The 15,877-nt window shown below is 64.7% G+C and carries 13 protein-coding genes; 7 read left to right on the forward strand and 6 right to left on the reverse strand.

The window, feature by feature from the left end; translation table 11 throughout:
* Positions 1-6: 6 nt before the first annotated feature.
* Complete coding sequence (locus OEX18_05620; GenBank protein MDH4336740.1) at positions 7-2,574, reverse strand: protein kinase; 2,568 nt, start codon at positions 2,572-2,574, stop codon at positions 7-9.
* 173 nt (positions 2,575-2,747) lie between these two features.
* Between OEX18_05620 and OEX18_05625 the strand changes: the two genes are divergently transcribed.
* Positions 2,748-3,164, forward strand: a complete 417-nt coding sequence (locus OEX18_05625) for a hypothetical protein (GenBank protein MDH4336741.1) — start codon at positions 2,748-2,750, stop codon at positions 3,162-3,164.
* A 1-nt stretch (position 3,165) separates the two neighbouring features.
* Here OEX18_05625 and OEX18_05630 read toward each other — a convergent pair whose 3' ends face one another.
* Positions 3,166-4,338 (reverse strand): pyridoxal phosphate-dependent aminotransferase, encoded by a 1,173-nt coding sequence (locus OEX18_05630; protein MDH4336742.1) that lies wholly within the window; start codon positions 4,336-4,338, stop codon positions 3,166-3,168.
* Positions 4,339-4,639: 301 nt separating this feature from the next.
* Between OEX18_05630 and OEX18_05635 the strand changes: the two genes are divergently transcribed.
* The 3 genes from OEX18_05635 (at position 4,640) to OEX18_05645 (ending at position 6,757) form a co-directional block, all read left to right on the forward strand.
* Positions 4,640-5,536 carry an LOG family protein gene (locus tag OEX18_05635; GenBank protein ID MDH4336743.1) on the forward strand — a complete coding sequence of 299 codons (897 nt, stop codon included), beginning with the start codon at positions 4,640-4,642 and terminating at the stop codon, positions 5,534-5,536.
* Positions 5,537-5,601: 65 nt separating this feature from the next.
* Complete coding sequence (locus OEX18_05640; GenBank protein ID MDH4336744.1) at positions 5,602-5,985, forward strand: phage holin family protein; 384 nt, start codon at positions 5,602-5,604, stop codon at positions 5,983-5,985.
* A 4-nt stretch (positions 5,986-5,989) separates the two neighbouring features.
* Entirely contained in the window at positions 5,990-6,757 is a 768-nt protein-coding gene (locus OEX18_05645; GenBank protein ID MDH4336745.1) for a class I SAM-dependent methyltransferase, read from the forward strand.
* Between the two features lie 2 nt (positions 6,758-6,759).
* On the opposite strand, the gene OEX18_05650 is transcribed toward OEX18_05645, so the two are convergent.
* Positions 6,760-7,797, reverse strand: coding sequence for a hypothetical protein (locus tag OEX18_05650; GenBank protein MDH4336746.1), 1,038 nt, complete (start codon positions 7,795-7,797; stop codon positions 6,760-6,762).
* Positions 7,798-7,973: 176 nt separating this feature from the next.
* On the opposite strand from OEX18_05650, the gene OEX18_05655 reads away from it, so the two are divergent.
* Positions 7,974-9,245, forward strand: a complete 1,272-nt coding sequence (locus OEX18_05655; GenBank protein ID MDH4336747.1) for a DEAD/DEAH box helicase — start codon at positions 7,974-7,976, stop codon at positions 9,243-9,245.
* 389 nt (positions 9,246-9,634) lie between these two features.
* Here OEX18_05655 and OEX18_05660 read toward each other — a convergent pair whose 3' ends face one another.
* Positions 9,635-10,447: a hypothetical protein gene (locus OEX18_05660; GenBank protein MDH4336748.1), complete on the reverse strand. Its 813-nt coding sequence runs from the start codon at positions 10,445-10,447 to the stop codon at positions 9,635-9,637.
* A 552-nt stretch (positions 10,448-10,999) separates the two neighbouring features.
* Between OEX18_05660 and OEX18_05665 the strand changes: the two genes are divergently transcribed.
* Positions 11,000-11,350 carry a DUF805 domain-containing protein gene (locus OEX18_05665; GenBank protein ID MDH4336749.1) on the forward strand — a complete coding sequence of 117 codons (351 nt, stop codon included), beginning with the start codon at positions 11,000-11,002 and terminating at the stop codon, positions 11,348-11,350.
* 90 nt (positions 11,351-11,440) lie between these two features.
* On the forward strand, positions 11,441-12,655 hold the full coding sequence (locus OEX18_05670) for an NAD(P)/FAD-dependent oxidoreductase (GenBank protein MDH4336750.1): 1,215 nt from the start codon (positions 11,441-11,443) through the stop codon (positions 12,653-12,655).
* A 61-nt stretch (positions 12,656-12,716) separates the two neighbouring features.
* Here the strand turns inward: OEX18_05670 and OEX18_05675 are convergent, their stop codons facing one another.
* The gene (locus OEX18_05675) at positions 12,717-14,768 is read right to left on the reverse strand and encodes a S8 family peptidase (GenBank protein MDH4336751.1); all 2,052 of its coding nucleotides are present in this window, start codon (positions 14,766-14,768) and stop codon (positions 12,717-12,719) included.
* A 177-nt stretch (positions 14,769-14,945) separates the two neighbouring features.
* A complete protein-coding gene (locus OEX18_05680; protein MDH4336752.1) occupies positions 14,946-15,812 on the reverse strand; it encodes an RNA polymerase sigma factor RpoD/SigA in 867 nt (288 codons plus the stop codon).
* Positions 15,813-15,877: the final 65 nt, after the last annotated feature.

Raw genomic sequence — 15,877 nt, forward strand, 5'->3', positions numbered from 1 at the left:
GCACCCTCATTTTTCTATGGGCGCGCCAAGCATCTGGAAGCGCGCGTCGCGCCTCAGATCCCTGAACAGGGGCTCCCTCTCAATATCCTGCATGGGGTATTCGGCCTGGATGGCGCGGTTGAGGTATTCGAGCGACTTCTCGCGGTCGCCGAGCTTCTCATACGCGCATGCAATCCGGAAGTCGACCTCCGCGTCATCGTAACGGGCCGCACGCGCGATCATCCCCCGCGCATCATCCACTTTCCCCATCATCGCGTAGTAGTCGGCGAGTCGCGCGATGACGGTGGCGTCATCCGGGTTCTTGTCCAGATTATCGAGTGCAAGATCCACCGCCCGCTGGAACAGCGGAATTGCTTGTTCGCGATTTCCATCGACCCAGTAGAGCGACGAGGCCCAGTTGCCCCAGTTGATGTAGGAGGAGGAGTCGCCCAGTTCCAACGCGTACTGGTAGTATCTGGCGGAGTCCTCGAATCTCCCTTCGAGATACATAAGGGCACCAACATTCGAACTGCTCGCGTAAGTCGGCTTCACGAGATAGGACCGCTCGAAGAATTCTCGTGCGCGCGGGTAATCGCCAGCCTGATAGTAATGAACGCCCAGGCTTCCAAGCACGCCGTCGTTGCCCGGGGCGAGACGGTTGGCCAGCAAGTGCTCGCGAACACTGCTTTCCGGGTCGTTGATCCGGCGATACAACCATCCCAGCCGCCAGTGGGCACGGTAGTAGTCCGGAAACTGATCCGCCAGTTTCTTCCCAACTTCGATCGCCTCGGCGTACCGGCGGGAGGCGATGAGGACGTCCATGAGCATCTCATGGCCCCTTATCGCGTCCGGCTGGTCGTGGATCGCACCTCGGGCTTGCAGTTCCGCATCACGGTCCCGGTTCAAGGCCCGAAGCACCTCCGCCCGCACCGTCCGGGGCCAGGCACCAACCGAGTCGATTGCAAACGCGACCGGCATTTCCGCCCGTGCCATCTCCAGCCAGCTCTCACCTCCATCGCGTGCGTTCCCGCGCACGTACGCCATCGACAGCGCCATCCGCGCGGTCGCGAATCCGGGCGCAATTTCCACGGCCGATCGCAGACGGTCGAGCGCCTGCTCGTTATTATCGGCGTGTTTGTAGTAATCGAGGTAACCGAGTCCTTCGAGGAACAGCGGGAACGCAGGAGTGTCTTCGTCCTCCATGGGCGCCGGACCCGGGGAGACATCCACTCCCAGGAGGCGGGACATCGCCGTATCGAGTTGCGCGGGCAGTCCCTCGAACTTCGGGGCAAGATCCACAACGGCAGATCGCAACTGTCTCTGCGTTCTTGCGTCCTCGATTGTGAGCGTAAGACGGATGCGGTCGGAGAATGGCTGAAACTCCCCCCTCAGCAGGCGATTCACGCCCATCGTCGCGGAAATCCGCTCGACACTGGCAGGGCGGTCCGACAGCACCCGTTCGTAAGGCATGACCCACATCGATCTTCCGCCCGGTTGCGCGCCTTCGAGCATCAACGACGCCCAGTGCGCAATACCGTCCGCGGCGGCCTGCGAGGGGACGTCACCGATGCGATCGAACGGAACAACCGCGAGCCGGACATCGGTCCTGAACGGCGATGCCACCCGCGCGTACCATGCGCGCGCGCCAAGGACCGCGCCTGTGATGACCACGATGGCCACGGCGGCCCACGCGAAGTTCGAGCGGCTCCGGCTCCGGCCCCGCCCCCGCACCACGCTCACCGCGCGCACGCCGCCGGTGGCGAACGAGTCGCCCCAGCCCAGCTTCTTGCCCGCCTCGAACACCGCCACGCAAAAGTCTTCGGCGGACTGGTAGCGCTTCTCGGGGTCCTTCGACAGGCACTTGTCGACGATGGCCACGCACGCATCGGGAACATCCGGCTTCAGCTTGCGGATGGGCTCCGGTGTCTCGTTGAGAATCGAGTACACCACCGCCTGGTCGATCTCGCCGCGGAACGGCACCCGCCCGGTGAGCATCTCGTAGAGCACCGCGCCCAGCGACCAGATGTCCGTACGCCCATCCACCTCTTCGCTGCGCGCCTGTTCGGGCGACATGTACGCCGCCGTTCCCAGGGTGGTGCCGCTGCCGGTGACCCGCGAGCGGCCGATGAGCTTCGAGAGACCGAAGTCGATGATCTTCACGAAGCCGTCGGCGGTGATCATGATGTTGCCGGGCTTGATGTCGCGATGGATGATGTTGCTCGCGTGCGCGCGCCCCAGCCCCTGCGCGGCCGCAAACGCAATCTGGAACGCCTCCTCCACATCGAGACCGCGCCGCGCGATCCGCTCCTTGAGCGATTCGCCGTCGTAACAGGTCATGGCAATGAACAGTTGCCCCTCGGGGGTTTCGTCGATCTCGTGGACGCTGCAGATGTTGGGGTGATCGAGCGCGGACGCGGCCTGGGCTTCGTGGAGAAACCGCTTCTTGGCGTCTTCGTCGCGGGTGAGTTCGGGCGCGAGAAATTTCAGGGCGACGGTACGGCGGAGTTTGAGATCCTCGGCCTTGTACACCACGCCCATGCCACCGCCCCCCAGCTTCTGGAGGACGCGATAATGCGAGACGATGTGACCTATCATGAGCCGCTACTGATCGGGGGCGGACGCGGCGGCAATCGCCGCGGCGGTTGCCCATCGTCAGCGGGGAGTATATCGCAAAGTGGACGTCGTTCCAAGCGCGGCGGCACGGCCATTGACCGGTGGCGTCGGCACGCTATACTTGCGGCTCAACCTGCAAACCTGGAGGTTCCGTGATGGCGGATCGTGTACACAAGGTGTCGTACTGTTATGCAATGGTTCCGATGCGCGCGGGAACCGGCGTAAAGATTCTTTCCGAGTTGCGCGAAGCGGGCGTGAATCTCATTGCGTTCTCCGGCTTCCCGGCCGGTAACGGGCGCGCCCAGCTGGACCTGGTTCCGGAGAAGATGACCAAACTGCGCAGCCTCGCCACCAGGAAGGGATGGAAACTGGGGCGCACCAAGAACGCGTTCCTCATCCAGGGCAAGGATTCCGTGGGCGCGGTGAACCGCCACATCAAGAAGCTGGCGGCGGCCAAGATCAGTGTCACCGCGGCGGACGCGGTGTGCGCCGGCAAGGGCCGCTACGGCATGATTCTGTGGGTGAAGCCCAAAGACTACGCGCGCGCGGCGCGGGCACTGGGCGCGGTGTAAGTCAGCCGGCGAGTACGCGGTTCAGCCGCTCGACGCCTTCGAGCACGCGCTGCGGTGATTCGCCCGCGAAGCAGATCCGTATCCATTCGGCGAAGTCCACGCCGAAGTCGGCGCCCGGCGCCACGGATACGCCCGCGTCGAGGAGTTCCTCGATCACACGCTCGTAGGAGCGGCCGCGCAGGTACGCATCCACCGGAAAGAAGAAGTAATACGCGCCGTCGGGAAGCGCCGCATCCACGCGCAGCGCAGCCGCCACGGTGTCGCGGATGCGCGCGCACGCGTCCACGAAGTCACGCGACCACGCGGTGCGGGACCGCACCGCCTCCACCATCATCTGCTGCGCCACCGTCGACGGGCTATATAATTGATGCACCATGGCCTTGTTGACCGTGCGGATGACGTCCGCGCCCCCCACCGCATAGCCCAGCCGCAGTCCGGCGAACATGTACACCTTGGAGAAGGTGTACACGGCGATGGTGCGTTCCGCAGCCCCGGGAAGACTCGCGGGTGAGACGTGCTCGCGCCCGTCGAAGGTCATGCCGTCATAGGCCTCGTCGGAAATGAGCCACAGGTTGTGGCGGCGCGCAAAGTCCGCGATGGTTTCCACCTGCGCCCGCGTGAGCACCTTGCCGCTGGGGTTGTTGGGGGTGTTGAGGTACACCGCCACGGTACGTTCGGTGAGCGCGTCCTCCAACAACGCGCGCACGTCGGTTTGCGGCGTGTCGTAGAGCTTTGCGTACAACGGCACCTCCACGGCATTCCCGCCCGCCATCCTCACCATGCCACGGAAGAATGGCCAGAAGGGCGAGAGCAGAAGAACGTCGTCTCCGTCGTCCACCAGGCTCTGCACGATGGCGCTGAGGGCGTTGGTGGCGCCCGCCGTCACCAACACGTTGTCGCGCGTTACCTCGAGATGGTTGTCGTCGCGCAGCTTCTCAACCAGAGCGTCGCGCAGGGCGGCCACACCGAAGGTGTCGCAGTAGCGGTGGAACCCCGCATGCGTGCGTGCAAAGGTTTCGTCGATGGGAATGGGATACGGCGGTGGCGGAAACGCGTCGCCGATGTGCAACCCGATGAGGCTACCGCCCTGCACCGTCATGCGCGCGCGGAACTTTTCGTAGACCGAGCCAGAGATACGCGACGTACGCGCGGAGAACGACGGAAAGCGGGGCATGGCGGGATACTACACCAGCCGGCCCCGGCGGGCAAAAGGCAGCGGGAGCGACGCGGTCTGGAAGCGCTTGACCGCACCGTAGAGGCTGGTGGGCCCCCGCAACGGCCCGCCCGAAGGCGGCTTCGCTCCCCCTGTTCCTTCCTTCAGCGAGATAGCCTTCATTATTTCGAACCGGACACGCGCGCGTCAAGCACCGCGCTCAGTTTTAGCATGAATTTTATGCTTACCGCGCCGCGCGTGCTACAATGTGGCCGCGTGTTACACACGCCCGTATGGAAACAGCCCCAAGGAGAGCCCACCGATGGCAGATGATACAAACGAACGTTTCCCCGAGCGCCCCGAACCGAATCACGACGAACGCCAGCAGCTCATCTCCGAGTTGAAGGACAGTCCAGCCTATCGCATTGCGTTCGAGGATGCCGACTTCCTCAAGGAGGAGGTGCTGCGTCCGATCCGGCTGCAACTGGAGTTGCTCAAACCGGAGATGCTGCTGCGCCGCTTGAAGATCCGTTCCACCATCGTGGTGTTTGGAAGTGCGCGCATTCTTCCGCGCGACAAGGCCGTTGCGCACCGTGACGCCGCGGCGCGCGCCGCGGAGAAGAAGCCGGATGACCGGGATCTCACCCGCGCGCTGGCGCGCGCGGAGCGGCACGTGCTGCTCTCCAAGTACTACGAAGAGGCGCGAAAGTTCTCGCGCATCGTGTCCACGCTGTTCAAGCAGGCCGACCGGCGCGACTTTGTTGTTGTCACCGGTGGCGGTCCCGGCATCATGGAGGCCGCCAACCGGGGTGCGCACGACGTGCAGGCGGTAAGCGCCGGGTTCAACATCACTCTTCCGATGGAGCAGGAACCCAACCCCTACATGAGCCCGGAGTTGTGTTTCCAGTTCCACTACTTCGCCATGCGCAAGATGCACTTTTTGATGCGCGCCGTGGCGCTGGTGGCGTTCCCGGGGGGATTCGGCACCCTCGATGAACTCTTCGAAGCACTCACCCTGGTGCAGACGCAGAAGGTCGGCTCCATGCCCATCGTGCTGGTGGGCCGCGAGTACTGGAGCCAGCTGATCGACTTCGAGTTGATGGTGGCGGAGGGCGTAATTTCGCCGGAGGATATGATGCTGTTCACCATCGTCGAAACCGCGGAAGAGGCGGTGCAGCACATTTACGACTACTACGGCCGCAACGTGCCGGCGATATAGCAAGCGGTGCGTGCGAAGCACGCGCTTCGAGCGTACTCTGTATCGAGACGATCAAGGAGGTGCGTATGAGAGGATTTCTGATTCGGGGACTGCTTGCGGCGCTTGGGCTGTGGGTGGCATCCGCACTGCTGCCCGGCGTCCATTCCGGTGGCTTGCTCCCCATTCTGGGCGCGGGGCTGCTGCTGGGGCTGGTGAACGCCATCATCAGGCCCATCATCGTCATTCTCACCCTGCCCATTACCATTGTGACGCTGGGGTTGTTCCTGCTGGTGGTCAACGCGCTGATGGTGTGGCTGGTGGGAAAGATGATGGGCGGCTTCGGCGTGGATGGTTTCGGCTCGGCGCTGCTCACCGCGATCATCGTGTCGTTCGTGAGCTGGTGCGCCAACGCCTTCATCGGACCGCGGGGCAACTTCGAGCGGTTCAGCGGCGGGCGAAAGGTGCAGTAGCGGCGTGGACAAGCCGCACGAGCACGATCCCCGGCTGCGGTTCTCCAACCGCGTCCAGGACTACCTCCGGCACCGCCCCGGCTACCCGCCGGAATTGATCGCCTGGCTCACGGACAAAATCGATCTGCGCCCGTCGTGGATCGTGGCCGACGTGGGCAGCGGCACCGGGATGCTGGCCCGCGAATTCTGCCGCAACGGCAACCTGGTGTACGGGGTGGAACCCAACGCGGCCATGCGCACCGCGGCCGAGGAGCTATTCGAGCGCGAACCGCACTTCGTTTCCGTCGACGGTTCCGCCGAGGCCACCACGCTGCCCGACGGCTCGGTGGACCTGGTGACGGCCGCGCAGGCGTTCCACTGGTTCGAGCCGGAGGCAACCCGCCGCGAGTGGCAGCGCATCCTCTGCCCGGGCGGCCGCGCGCTGGTCGTCTTCAACTCGCGCCGCGTGGAGACCAGCCCCTTCATGCGCGCCTACGACGCCTTCCTCGTGGCCAACGCCGTCGACTACCAGGGCGTCGACCACCGCCGCGTGCTGGGTGACAACCTGCGCGCGTTTCTCGACGACATGCACGACTGGCGCTTCGAGTTCACGCGCGCGATGACTTTCGAAGACGTACGCGGCCTGTCGATGTCGTCGTCATATGTGCCCGCGCCGGAGCATCCCGGGCACGCGGCGTTCATGCAGGGTCTGGAGCAGCTCGTGGACGAGCATGCAAAGGACGGAACGGTGGAGATGCTCTACCAGACGGAAGCGTACGTGGGCCGGCTCTAGGCTCAGACGCGCGGGCGCGCGTACACCGCGTCCCACGCCGCCAGCGCGGGCTTGGGGTTGAGATCCATGTCCACCAGCCCCAGGCGTGTGAAGAGAATCAGAATGGGCGGGGGTGGCGGAGTGATCGCGGCAAAGTCGAGGTCGGTGAAGACCAGCTGGAAGACGGCAATCGCATTCACACGATCGAGCAGCACCGACTGACGTTGGATGTAGCGCTTCTGCTCGTCCTCCGATGACACAATCGAGTCGAGTGTCTCGGATGCCCAGCCTCCCTCGGTGACGGCGGCGGGTATTGTGCGCCCCGAGAGAAGTCCAGCGTAGTAATCGGCAGGAATGTCTTCCGGCACCGCGAACCCGGCCAGGTACGGATACGACGAGAGACCGATTTCCTCCATGAACGGAAAGTCCGCGAAGTCGGTGTCGAGCCCCTGGAATCCACCGCCCACGAGTCGTCCCCACGCGTGGTCCACCTGTACGCTGACGCTCAACTTGACCAGCGGGTCCACCGCGCGCACGTCGGCGGCCGCATCGTTAACCACCTGACGGACGGCGGCATACAGCGGGGCGGGTGCGAGGCTGCGAATCAGATTGGTTTCCAGCGCGAGACCGAGATGTGCGGGGCGGACAATGCTGTCGATCACCACTGCGTAGCGCCGGAACAGGGCCTGAACCTCCGGCTCCTGGATGCTGCGCCCCGCGTTCGCCAGTGCGTCGGACTCTCCGGCGCGATCGAGGCCGTTGGCCGGATCCAGGTAGACCCAGATCTCGTGCCCCTTGTAGCGGTAGTAATTGGCCAGTTCAGCCTGGTCCCGAACCACGAGTGTCTCCGGCGGGACCCCGGCCAGGAGCGAATCCCACGGAAGTTCGAAGCTCAGGATGGCGGCGTCCGCGCGCTGCGACCACATGTCGATGGAGGCAATCGCAACCTGAAAATCCGCCCGGGGCGGGATTCCGGAAAAGCCCATCCGGTACGACCGCGTGGGGGTGTCCGGAGGAGGCGGGGCGGTGCCGTCGTCGCCACAGGCAACCACAAGTGCCATGATGAGCACGGTTAGTGGAGCCGTCCACCCGGTTATTCTGCCGCTTCGGTACATGTGCGAACCCGGATCGGCAGAGCAAACAGCGGGCCAATCCGTCACTTACGCGCTTGTTTCGGGCAGTGAGCCGTTGTATGCTACGTGTGTATGAAAAGAATCGAATTGGAGCAATTTTCACTATGACGTTTGAAGAACTGAACCTGCCCGCCCCGATACTCAGCGCCATCAAGGATTCGGGATACCACACACCCACAGAGATCCAGGCACAGGCCATTCCGCCGGGACTGGAGGGCCGCGACATTCTGGGCCGCGCCGCCACCGGCACCGGCAAGACCGCGGCATTTGCCATTCCCATCCTGGTGGGCCTGACAACGAACGATGGAAATCAGGACGCCGAAGGCGCCCAGCCGCCGCGCCATCCGCAGCGAAAGGGCGCCAACGCGCGCGCGCGCGCCGTCCGCGCCCTGGTGCTGACCCCCACGCGCGAGTTGTGCGTGCAGAACGAAGAGGCCTTCAAGGCCTACGGGAGCTACCTCGACCTGCGCGTGCTCGCCATCTACGGCGGCATGCCCATCGACCGGCAGATCAAGAAGCTGCACGCCGGCGTCGACATCGTGATCGCCACGCCGGGACGCCTGCTCGACCATCTCAGCCGCCACACCATCGACCTGCGCAACGTGGAGTACTTCGTGCTCGACGAGGTGGACCGCATGTTCGACATGGGCTTCATCCAGGACGTGCGGCGCATCATCGCCAAGATTCCCGGGGAGCGCCAGACGCTGCTCTTCTCCGCCACCATGTCATCGGAAGTGCGCCGCCTCGCCGAGCGCGTGCAACACGACGCCGTGCTGGTGGAGGTAGGTGAGCAGCGCCGCCCCACGGACACGGTGACCCAGTACGTGTACCCGGTGCCGCGCGACCGCAAGATGGAACTGCTGCGGATCATCCTCGAGAACGAGGACTGGGACATGGTGCTCGTGTTTACCGGCACCAAGGACAATGCGGAGTTTCTCACCCGCCGGCTCTCGCACAACGGTGTCGACGTGGCGGAACTGCACTCCAACCTGTCGCAGAAGGAACGGCGCGATGCGCTGGAGGGGTTCAAGAACGGCGAGCACCGCGTGCTCATCGCCACCGACATCGCCGCGCGCGGCCTTGACATCGACGGCATCTCGCACGTGGTCAATTTTGACGTGCCCCGCAACGCCGAGGACTACATCCACCGCATCGGACGCACCGGCCGCGCCGAGGCAACCGGCGACGCCGTGACACTGGTGTCATTCGACGAAGAAGAGTTCCTGGATCGCATCGAAGAACACATCGGCGCCAAGCTGGAACGCCGCCGCTACCGCGACTTCGACCACGGCGTGGGCCGCTTTACCCCCACGCGCGCCGAACTGGGACGCATGCACCGCGGCTCCCGCCGCTCCTCCAAACGCCGCTACGTGTAACCAAACCGGAGCGACGCAAACCGAGGCGTCACACCCGACGCGTCTGGCAAACAGAAGGGCCGCCCAAGGCGGCCCTTTCCAGAGGCATCTTCCCGTCGCCCGACCCCCTACTTCAGAATCGTCATTTTCCTGGTGTCCGTGAACGACCCCGCGACCAGCTTGTAGAAATAAACCCCGCTCGCGACGGGCTGACCACGGTCAGTCTTCCCATCCCAATTCGTCATCGCCAACGCCTGTGGACAGGTTAATATTGAGAAATGGCTGGATCTCGACGATACTCAGCGGTGCTATCTGTCTTTCGCTTGCACGTGCAGTGGAAAAGCACGCGACCACAGCCGCGAGAATTCCAGAAGCCACACACACCTTGGCCCAAGTAAGGCGGTCCAATTCTATTCCCCTTCCATGACTTCGCCTACCAGGGTGGGGTTCCACGTTGCGATCCTGGTCTTCACGGGTTTGTACCTCGCCCTTCCGAGCGAATCCACGTAGTCAAGCTCGGCAGCACGCGGAATTTCGCCTAGTGCTGCACGAACCTCCGCGGCCATCGCACGCGGATATGAGTACCGATACCCAGCACCCACTACGACAAGACGATTAGGAACGATGGCGTCAACCAAACTTTGATAGGCGCTGCGGACGATTCGTTCGCCGAGAGCATCTTGTGACAGCATCTGAGGACGGTCGAGTGGATACACCGTCGCGATATCGTTGACGTCAGTGTAAATGGTCATTTCGTTCTCGCTCAACCGGATGGTCACCATGGCGTCTTCCTCCGGCACAGATAGTTGAAACACCTCCGCCGGTCCTCGCACTTCCTCATCGATAACTACGCTGCCGTGGTTTGTTTCGCGAGACTCCCAAATCCTTTCCGCCGCTCGCCTCACGAGGCGCGTCTTCCGCTCAATCTCCGGCGTGATTACGACCTTTGGGAAATAGTCGGACACGGTCATGCATGTGATTCCGTTACATGTCACCGAGGTGTCATCTCGCGATATCCAGTAACCACGCCTGCCTTGGCGAGTAACCGGCAAGACATCTTTTCCGAACAGAATCAGCTCACAGTCGGTTGCGATCATAGTATCCGCTCGAACCACCGGCGTACCGGATCGACCATCCGACCTCCCACCCTGAACGGGCGGATCAGCCAGCACGAACACGAACATCGCTGCCGCTAGAATGATGCACAACGAAAGACGATTCATGAGTGCGTACCTCGGCAAGTGAATCGAATGATTGAAGGCGGAAGATGCGACTGCGGGGTGGGCAGTGAACATCTTCCCAGAATTCACTGTTTACAATCTGGTCCGCTTTCGGCAACCTGTCAATCAACTTGGCTGTGGGCAAGGGAGGAAACGCTGGCTCCGCGCATAACGTGGACACCCGGCACAACTACCCCCGCTGTGCAACCCTTCGCAACAAACGACAGGCTGCTCGCCAGTTTGCCCGCTGGCGGGGCGGGTGCGCCGGGACATTTTTTCCGGGTCGCCGTCTGAAGCCGGACATTCCGCCACGCGCCACGCCTTCCTGCTCCCTCCCCGGGAATAACTTTGCGCGACCGGCAAGGTTCTTGCCGAATGCCCCTCCGTCCGTTCTTGTCCGAACCGCGCGGCGGACGTGCACCCCGGCGATTGCGACGAGCTTCGTGGGGAGTTAGTGCGCATTTGTCAGGTGCGCCGACTTGCGGGGTGCGCGCCGCGCGAGAACGGCGTCCGGGTGGAGTGCCCGTGGCGCTCCGTTCCCGAAAGGAGCCAGACATGAGCAACGTATTCACCATGCAGGGGCGACTCAGTCGCAAACAGTACGTCATATATTCAATGATGATCATGGCCGTCACGTACGCATGCGCGTTCGCGGTCGGCTTCGCGAGCGGCGTATCCGGCAGCGGCGTTGAAGCCGCCGGTGCGCTGGGCTTTCTGATCGGCGCGCTGGGCTGCGCGGCGCAGGCGTTTATCGCCGTGCGCCGCCTGCACGACCTCGGCAAGCCGGGGTGGCACTACTGGCTGTTCTTCGTGCCGTTTTACAACATCTACCTCGGCCTGATTCTGCTGTTCACCCGCGGGGCGTCGGGCAGCAACCAGTACGGTCCCGACCCGGCCACGGCCTGACCGTCCGGGTACCGTTTGCACGGGAGCCGTCCGCTCATGGAGCGGGCGGCTCTCTTCGCTTTCCGGGGACGGGTGGTGTAGACTGCGCGCATGAAACGACGCAGTTGCGACATTGCGGTGGTGGGCGCGGGGCCGGCGGGGAGTGCCACCGCGCTGTACGCCGCGCGCGCCGGCCTCGATGTGGTGCTACTGGACCGCCACACCTTTCCCCGCGACAAGATCTGCGGCGACGCGGTGGCGCGCAAGAGCGTCGCGCACCTGCGCGAACTGGGCGTGCTGGACCGCGTGCGCGCGGATGTGCACGAACCCATCGGGCGCGCACTGCTCGCCTCGCCCCGCGGCGACGCCATCGAAGTGGATCTCTCCTCCCCCGAAACCCCCGACCCGCACCTGGTGTGCCGCCGCGAGATCCTCGACAACGCACTGGTGGAGGCGGCCCGGTCGCGTTGCACCGTGCTGGAGGGTGCCCGCGTAACCGACGTGCTGCGCGACGGTTCACGCGTTACCGGGGTGTCGTTCGCCACCCGCGAGGGCACCGGCGAAGTTCACGCGCGCGCCGTGGTGGGCGCGGATGGCTTCGACTCTGTGGTGGCGCGGCGGCTGGGGCTGTACCGTCACGATTCCGCGCGCTGGTGTGTGGCCACGCGCGGCTACTACCGCGGCCTCGACGTGGCACCACGCACGGTGGAGATTCACTTTCTGCGCGAATCGCTCCCCGGCTTCCTGTGGATATTCCCCACCGGCGACGGCATCGCCAACGTGGGGCTCGGTATCGTGCACGCGGAATTGAAGAAGCGCCGCGGTGGGCTGCGGGAAATGCACGAAGCCGCGCTGGCGCTGCCGCGCTTTCGGGAACGCTTTCGCGGCGTGGAGCGCATCGGGAACGTGCACGGCTGGAACCTGCCCACGCCGGATGTCTCGCGCACCATTGCCGGCAACGGCTTTCTGCTCACCGGCGACGCCGCCGGCCTGGTGGACCCGTTCTCGGGCGAGGGAATCGGCAACGCGCTGGATTCCGGGCAGGTGGCGGCGGAAGTGATGCGCGACGTACCGCCGGAGGCGTTCGCGCTCGAGTATCCCGCCCGCCTGTGGCGGGCGCTCGACGGCGGCGAGATTGCGCTGCACTACCGGCTGCGCAGGCTCGCGCGCCACGCGGGGCTCATCGACTTCATCGTGGGACGCGCCGCGGCCCGGCCCGACGTGCTGGAGTGGATCCGCCGCATGACCGCGGCGCGCGATGCCGTTGCCAGCAAGCGCGCGCTGGTCTCACCGCTCACCTACGCGCGCCTGCTCCTGCGCCGCTAAAGAAAAACGCCGGCCCCAGGGGACCGGCGTTCTCTCAAACACCTCGTCTCGTCCGCAGAACTCACTTCACCACGGTGATCTTGCGCGTCGTGGTTTGCGCCGCGGATTCCATGCGCACAAAATAGACGCCCGAGGCAAGCCTCGAACCGTCGAACGTCACCGTGCCGGCGCCGTCGCTGCTGTTCTCCACCAAGGTCGCCACGCGGTGGCCGGCCACGTCGTACACGTGGATCGACACCACGTCCGTCTGGCGCGTGCCGAAGTCGATGGTCGCGGTTCCCGTCACCGGGTTGGGGCGCGGCTCGCCGATCCAGAAGGACGGCGCGCGCGATGCGCCCAGCACCGGTGTGGCCGCGTAGTGCATGCCGCGATAGACCAGCGAGTAGTCCTGCGAGCCGCTGGTCAGTCCGCCGGTGTGCGACACCGTCACCCGGTAGACACCCAGCGGCGCGTTGGCCAGGTCGATCTGCTCCACGTTGTCCACGTGGTTGGGGCCCCGGGTGGCGGCGTTGCCGGGCAGGGCCAGGCTCAGCGTCCACGGCTCCGTGGTCGTCCCGCCCACTGTGTCCACCAGCAGGAGGTCCAGGTCGTTGACCAGCTTGGACGCCGGGTTGTCGAGCGCCGGCGCGCTCACCGTGCCGGGCGGGTCCGTCCACACGATGGTGACTCGGATATCGTCCGGCGTGGTGGCCACAAAGTAGTAGTCATCCGAGGTCCCGCTGGCCAGCGTGGCCTCGATGACGCCCAGGTTGTCCGTACTGCCCGCGTGAACGATGTCGAGCGAGCGCTTCGTGTTGAGCAGGCCCCAGCCGTTCTGAAAGTCCGGACCGTCGAAGAGCCCCGCCTCATCCGCCGCGCAGATGGCAATTGCCTTAACCGTGGACGACCACGGCGTGGTGCCGCGCACGATCTCGAACTCCTGGGCAATCAGGTTCACCGATCCCGCCGCGCTGGGCGACGACATGGACGTGCCGGACATCGCCACGTAGGTGTTGTCCGCCGTGCTGGTGCACGAGGTCAGGCTGGCGCCGTTGGCCACGAGGTCCGGTTTGATGCGGCCGTCGTCGGTGGGACCCCAGCTGGAGAACGTCGTCTGGACGACGTTGCCGGGGATCGAATAGCCCGCGGCGATGTCGTTCACCGCGCCCACCAGCAGGACGTTCTTGGCGTTGCCGGTCCAGCTCACCGTATCGTAGCCGCCGTTCTGGTAGTCGGTGCCGTGGGTGTCGGTGGATAGCACCCAGTTGGAGCCGTTCCAATGGTAGTGCGAGCCGCCCGGGGTCGGGCCGGCGTCGTTGCGGTCGTTTCCCGCCGAGAGGCAGATGAGATACTGGGGCGCGTTGTACATGATCTCGTCGTACTCGCGCGCACTGTCGTCATAAAAACCGAAACCGTAGTCCTCGGTGGCATTCACGGACATGTCGCCGTACCAGTACCAGTTCCCGGACGGTTCCCAGCCGCTCGCGTAACCGTAGGAGTGGTTCGACACCTGCAAACCGTTGGCCGCGGCCGCCGCCATTTCCGCGGTGTCGAAGAACCAGTCGTAGGCGTGCAGCGGGGCGGTGTACGACATGCCGCGCGCCAGCCCGTTCACGCCCGCCGCGATCATGGTGCCGGCCACGTGCGTCGCGTGCTGGATGATCCCGGAGGGGGAGTCCATCTGGGTGACGCGTCCGCCGAACTCCTGGTGCGTGGTTCGCACGCCGCCGCCGTCCCACACCGCCAGCTCGCCGGCCGCGGTGGCGGAGCCGTCGGCCGAGTAGGCGCCACCACCGACAGCGCCGGGCCAGACGTCCCAGGTGCGCACCGTCTTGGCGGCGTTGAGGTTGTGCAGGTGGAAGAACGCGGGCATCCCGGTGGGCCGCACGAACATGAGCTGGAGGGATTCGTCCTCATTGAGCGTACGCTGCGCGGGGTCGGGCGATTGCAGCAGGCGCAGGTACGCCGTACCCTGCTTCGCCTCGAGTTGCTGGCGGTACTGCCGTGAGAGCCGCTCCAGTTCGGGCCGGTTCAGTTGCTGGGCGGACGCCGCACTCAGTGCGAGGACGAGTGTCAGCGTGAACGCCGCGGTGGTGATGGCGATGGACGGCTTCGGATTGGCACTGGAAGACACGAGCTCCTCCTCATTCTTGTAGAACCATGGGTGCGGGGGGCCGGGCGTCAATTATAGCACGAGCTCACGTGGCACCTCGACCGTGAAATCCCTGCCGCCCAAGGCGCGCATCGCGCGTTCTTCCACGCGGGGTTGCGCTGTTTCCAATGCGTCCGCAATGCGTGCAGAGAAGATGGATTATGCGCACAGGTATTCGGCGATTTCCTGCGCACGCGGCCGGTTGCGGAGCTTCTCGATGGCCTGGCCCTTCACCTGGCGAATGCGCTCCCGCGTGTAGCCCAGCCGGCGTCCGATCTCCTCCAGGGTGAGGGGCTCCTCACCATCGAGGCCGTAGTACATGTTGAGAATCGTCTGCTCGCGTTCGGTCAGATGGAGCAGCGCGCGTCGCAGGTCGCGGCTCAGCATCTGCGCGAACAGGTTCTGGTCCGGGCTCTCCGCCTCCTCGTCCTGTATCTGGTCGATGAACGCGTCTTCACCATCGGCCGACAGGGGTTCGTCGAGAGAGACATGCCCGCGGGAGAAGCTCATCACTTCTTCCACCTCCCGTTCGCTCACGGACAGCTCGCGGGCGATTTCCTCCGCGTACGGGTCGCGGCCGAGGTCCTGCTCGAGCTTGCGCGCGGTTCGGGTGGCGCGCTGCGCGAGACCCACGCGGTTCATGGGCAGGCGCACCATGCGCGGAGCCTCGGATAGCGAATGCAGGATGGCCTGACGAACCCACCACACCGCGTAGGAGATGAACTTGTAGCCGCGGTCGGGGTCGAAGCGATCGGCCGCCCGCAGCAGGCCCAGGTTGCCCTCGTTGACGAGGTCCTCGAGGGGAACGCCGTTGCCCGCGTACTTCTTGGCAATGGAAACCACGAACCGCAGGTTGCAGCGAATGAGCTTCTCGCGCGCCTGCACGTCGCCGTCGCGGGCGCGGCGGGCCAGTTCGTCCTGCTCCGCGCGTGAGAGCAGCGGGTAACGCTTGATGTCGTTCAGGTAGAGACCCAGGGTAGTACGATCTGCGCCGTCGAACGTCTGCATTGCACTTGCGGTCTTCATGGTGTTCCCCATGACGGGATCTCCTTCCGGCGGGTCGGTTTCTTGCCCGCCATTTGTCTAGGACA

This window comes from Candidatus Krumholzibacteriia bacterium (assembly GCA_029865265.1).
GTDB lineage: Bacteria > Krumholzibacteriota > Krumholzibacteriia > WVZY01 > JAKEHA01 > JAKEHA01.

Coding starts and splice junctions, on each gene's coding strand:
- OEX18_05620 (MDH4336740.1), bottom strand. CDS start 2,574: ATGATAGGTCACATCGTCTCGCATTATCGCGTCCTCCAGAAGCTGGGG.
- OEX18_05625 (MDH4336741.1), top strand. CDS start 2,748: ATGGCGGATCGTGTACACAAGGTGTCGTACTGTTATGCAATGGTTCCG.
- OEX18_05630 (MDH4336742.1), bottom strand. CDS start 4,338: ATGCCCCGCTTTCCGTCGTTCTCCGCGCGTACGTCGCGTATCTCTGGC.
- OEX18_05635 (MDH4336743.1), top strand. CDS start 4,640: ATGGCAGATGATACAAACGAACGTTTCCCCGAGCGCCCCGAACCGAAT.
- OEX18_05640 (MDH4336744.1), top strand. CDS start 5,602: ATGAGAGGATTTCTGATTCGGGGACTGCTTGCGGCGCTTGGGCTGTGG.
- OEX18_05650 (MDH4336746.1), bottom strand. CDS start 7,797: ATGGCACTTGTGGTTGCCTGTGGCGACGACGGCACCGCCCCGCCTCCT.
- OEX18_05655 (MDH4336747.1), top strand. CDS start 7,974: ATGACGTTTGAAGAACTGAACCTGCCCGCCCCGATACTCAGCGCCATC.
- OEX18_05660 (MDH4336748.1), bottom strand. CDS start 10,447: ATGAATCGTCTTTCGTTGTGCATCATTCTAGCGGCAGCGATGTTCGTG.
- OEX18_05665 (MDH4336749.1), top strand. CDS start 11,000: ATGAGCAACGTATTCACCATGCAGGGGCGACTCAGTCGCAAACAGTAC.
- OEX18_05670 (MDH4336750.1), top strand. CDS start 11,441: ATGAAACGACGCAGTTGCGACATTGCGGTGGTGGGCGCGGGGCCGGCG.
- OEX18_05680 (MDH4336752.1), bottom strand. CDS start 15,812: ATGAAGACCGCAAGTGCAATGCAGACGTTCGACGGCGCAGATCGTACT.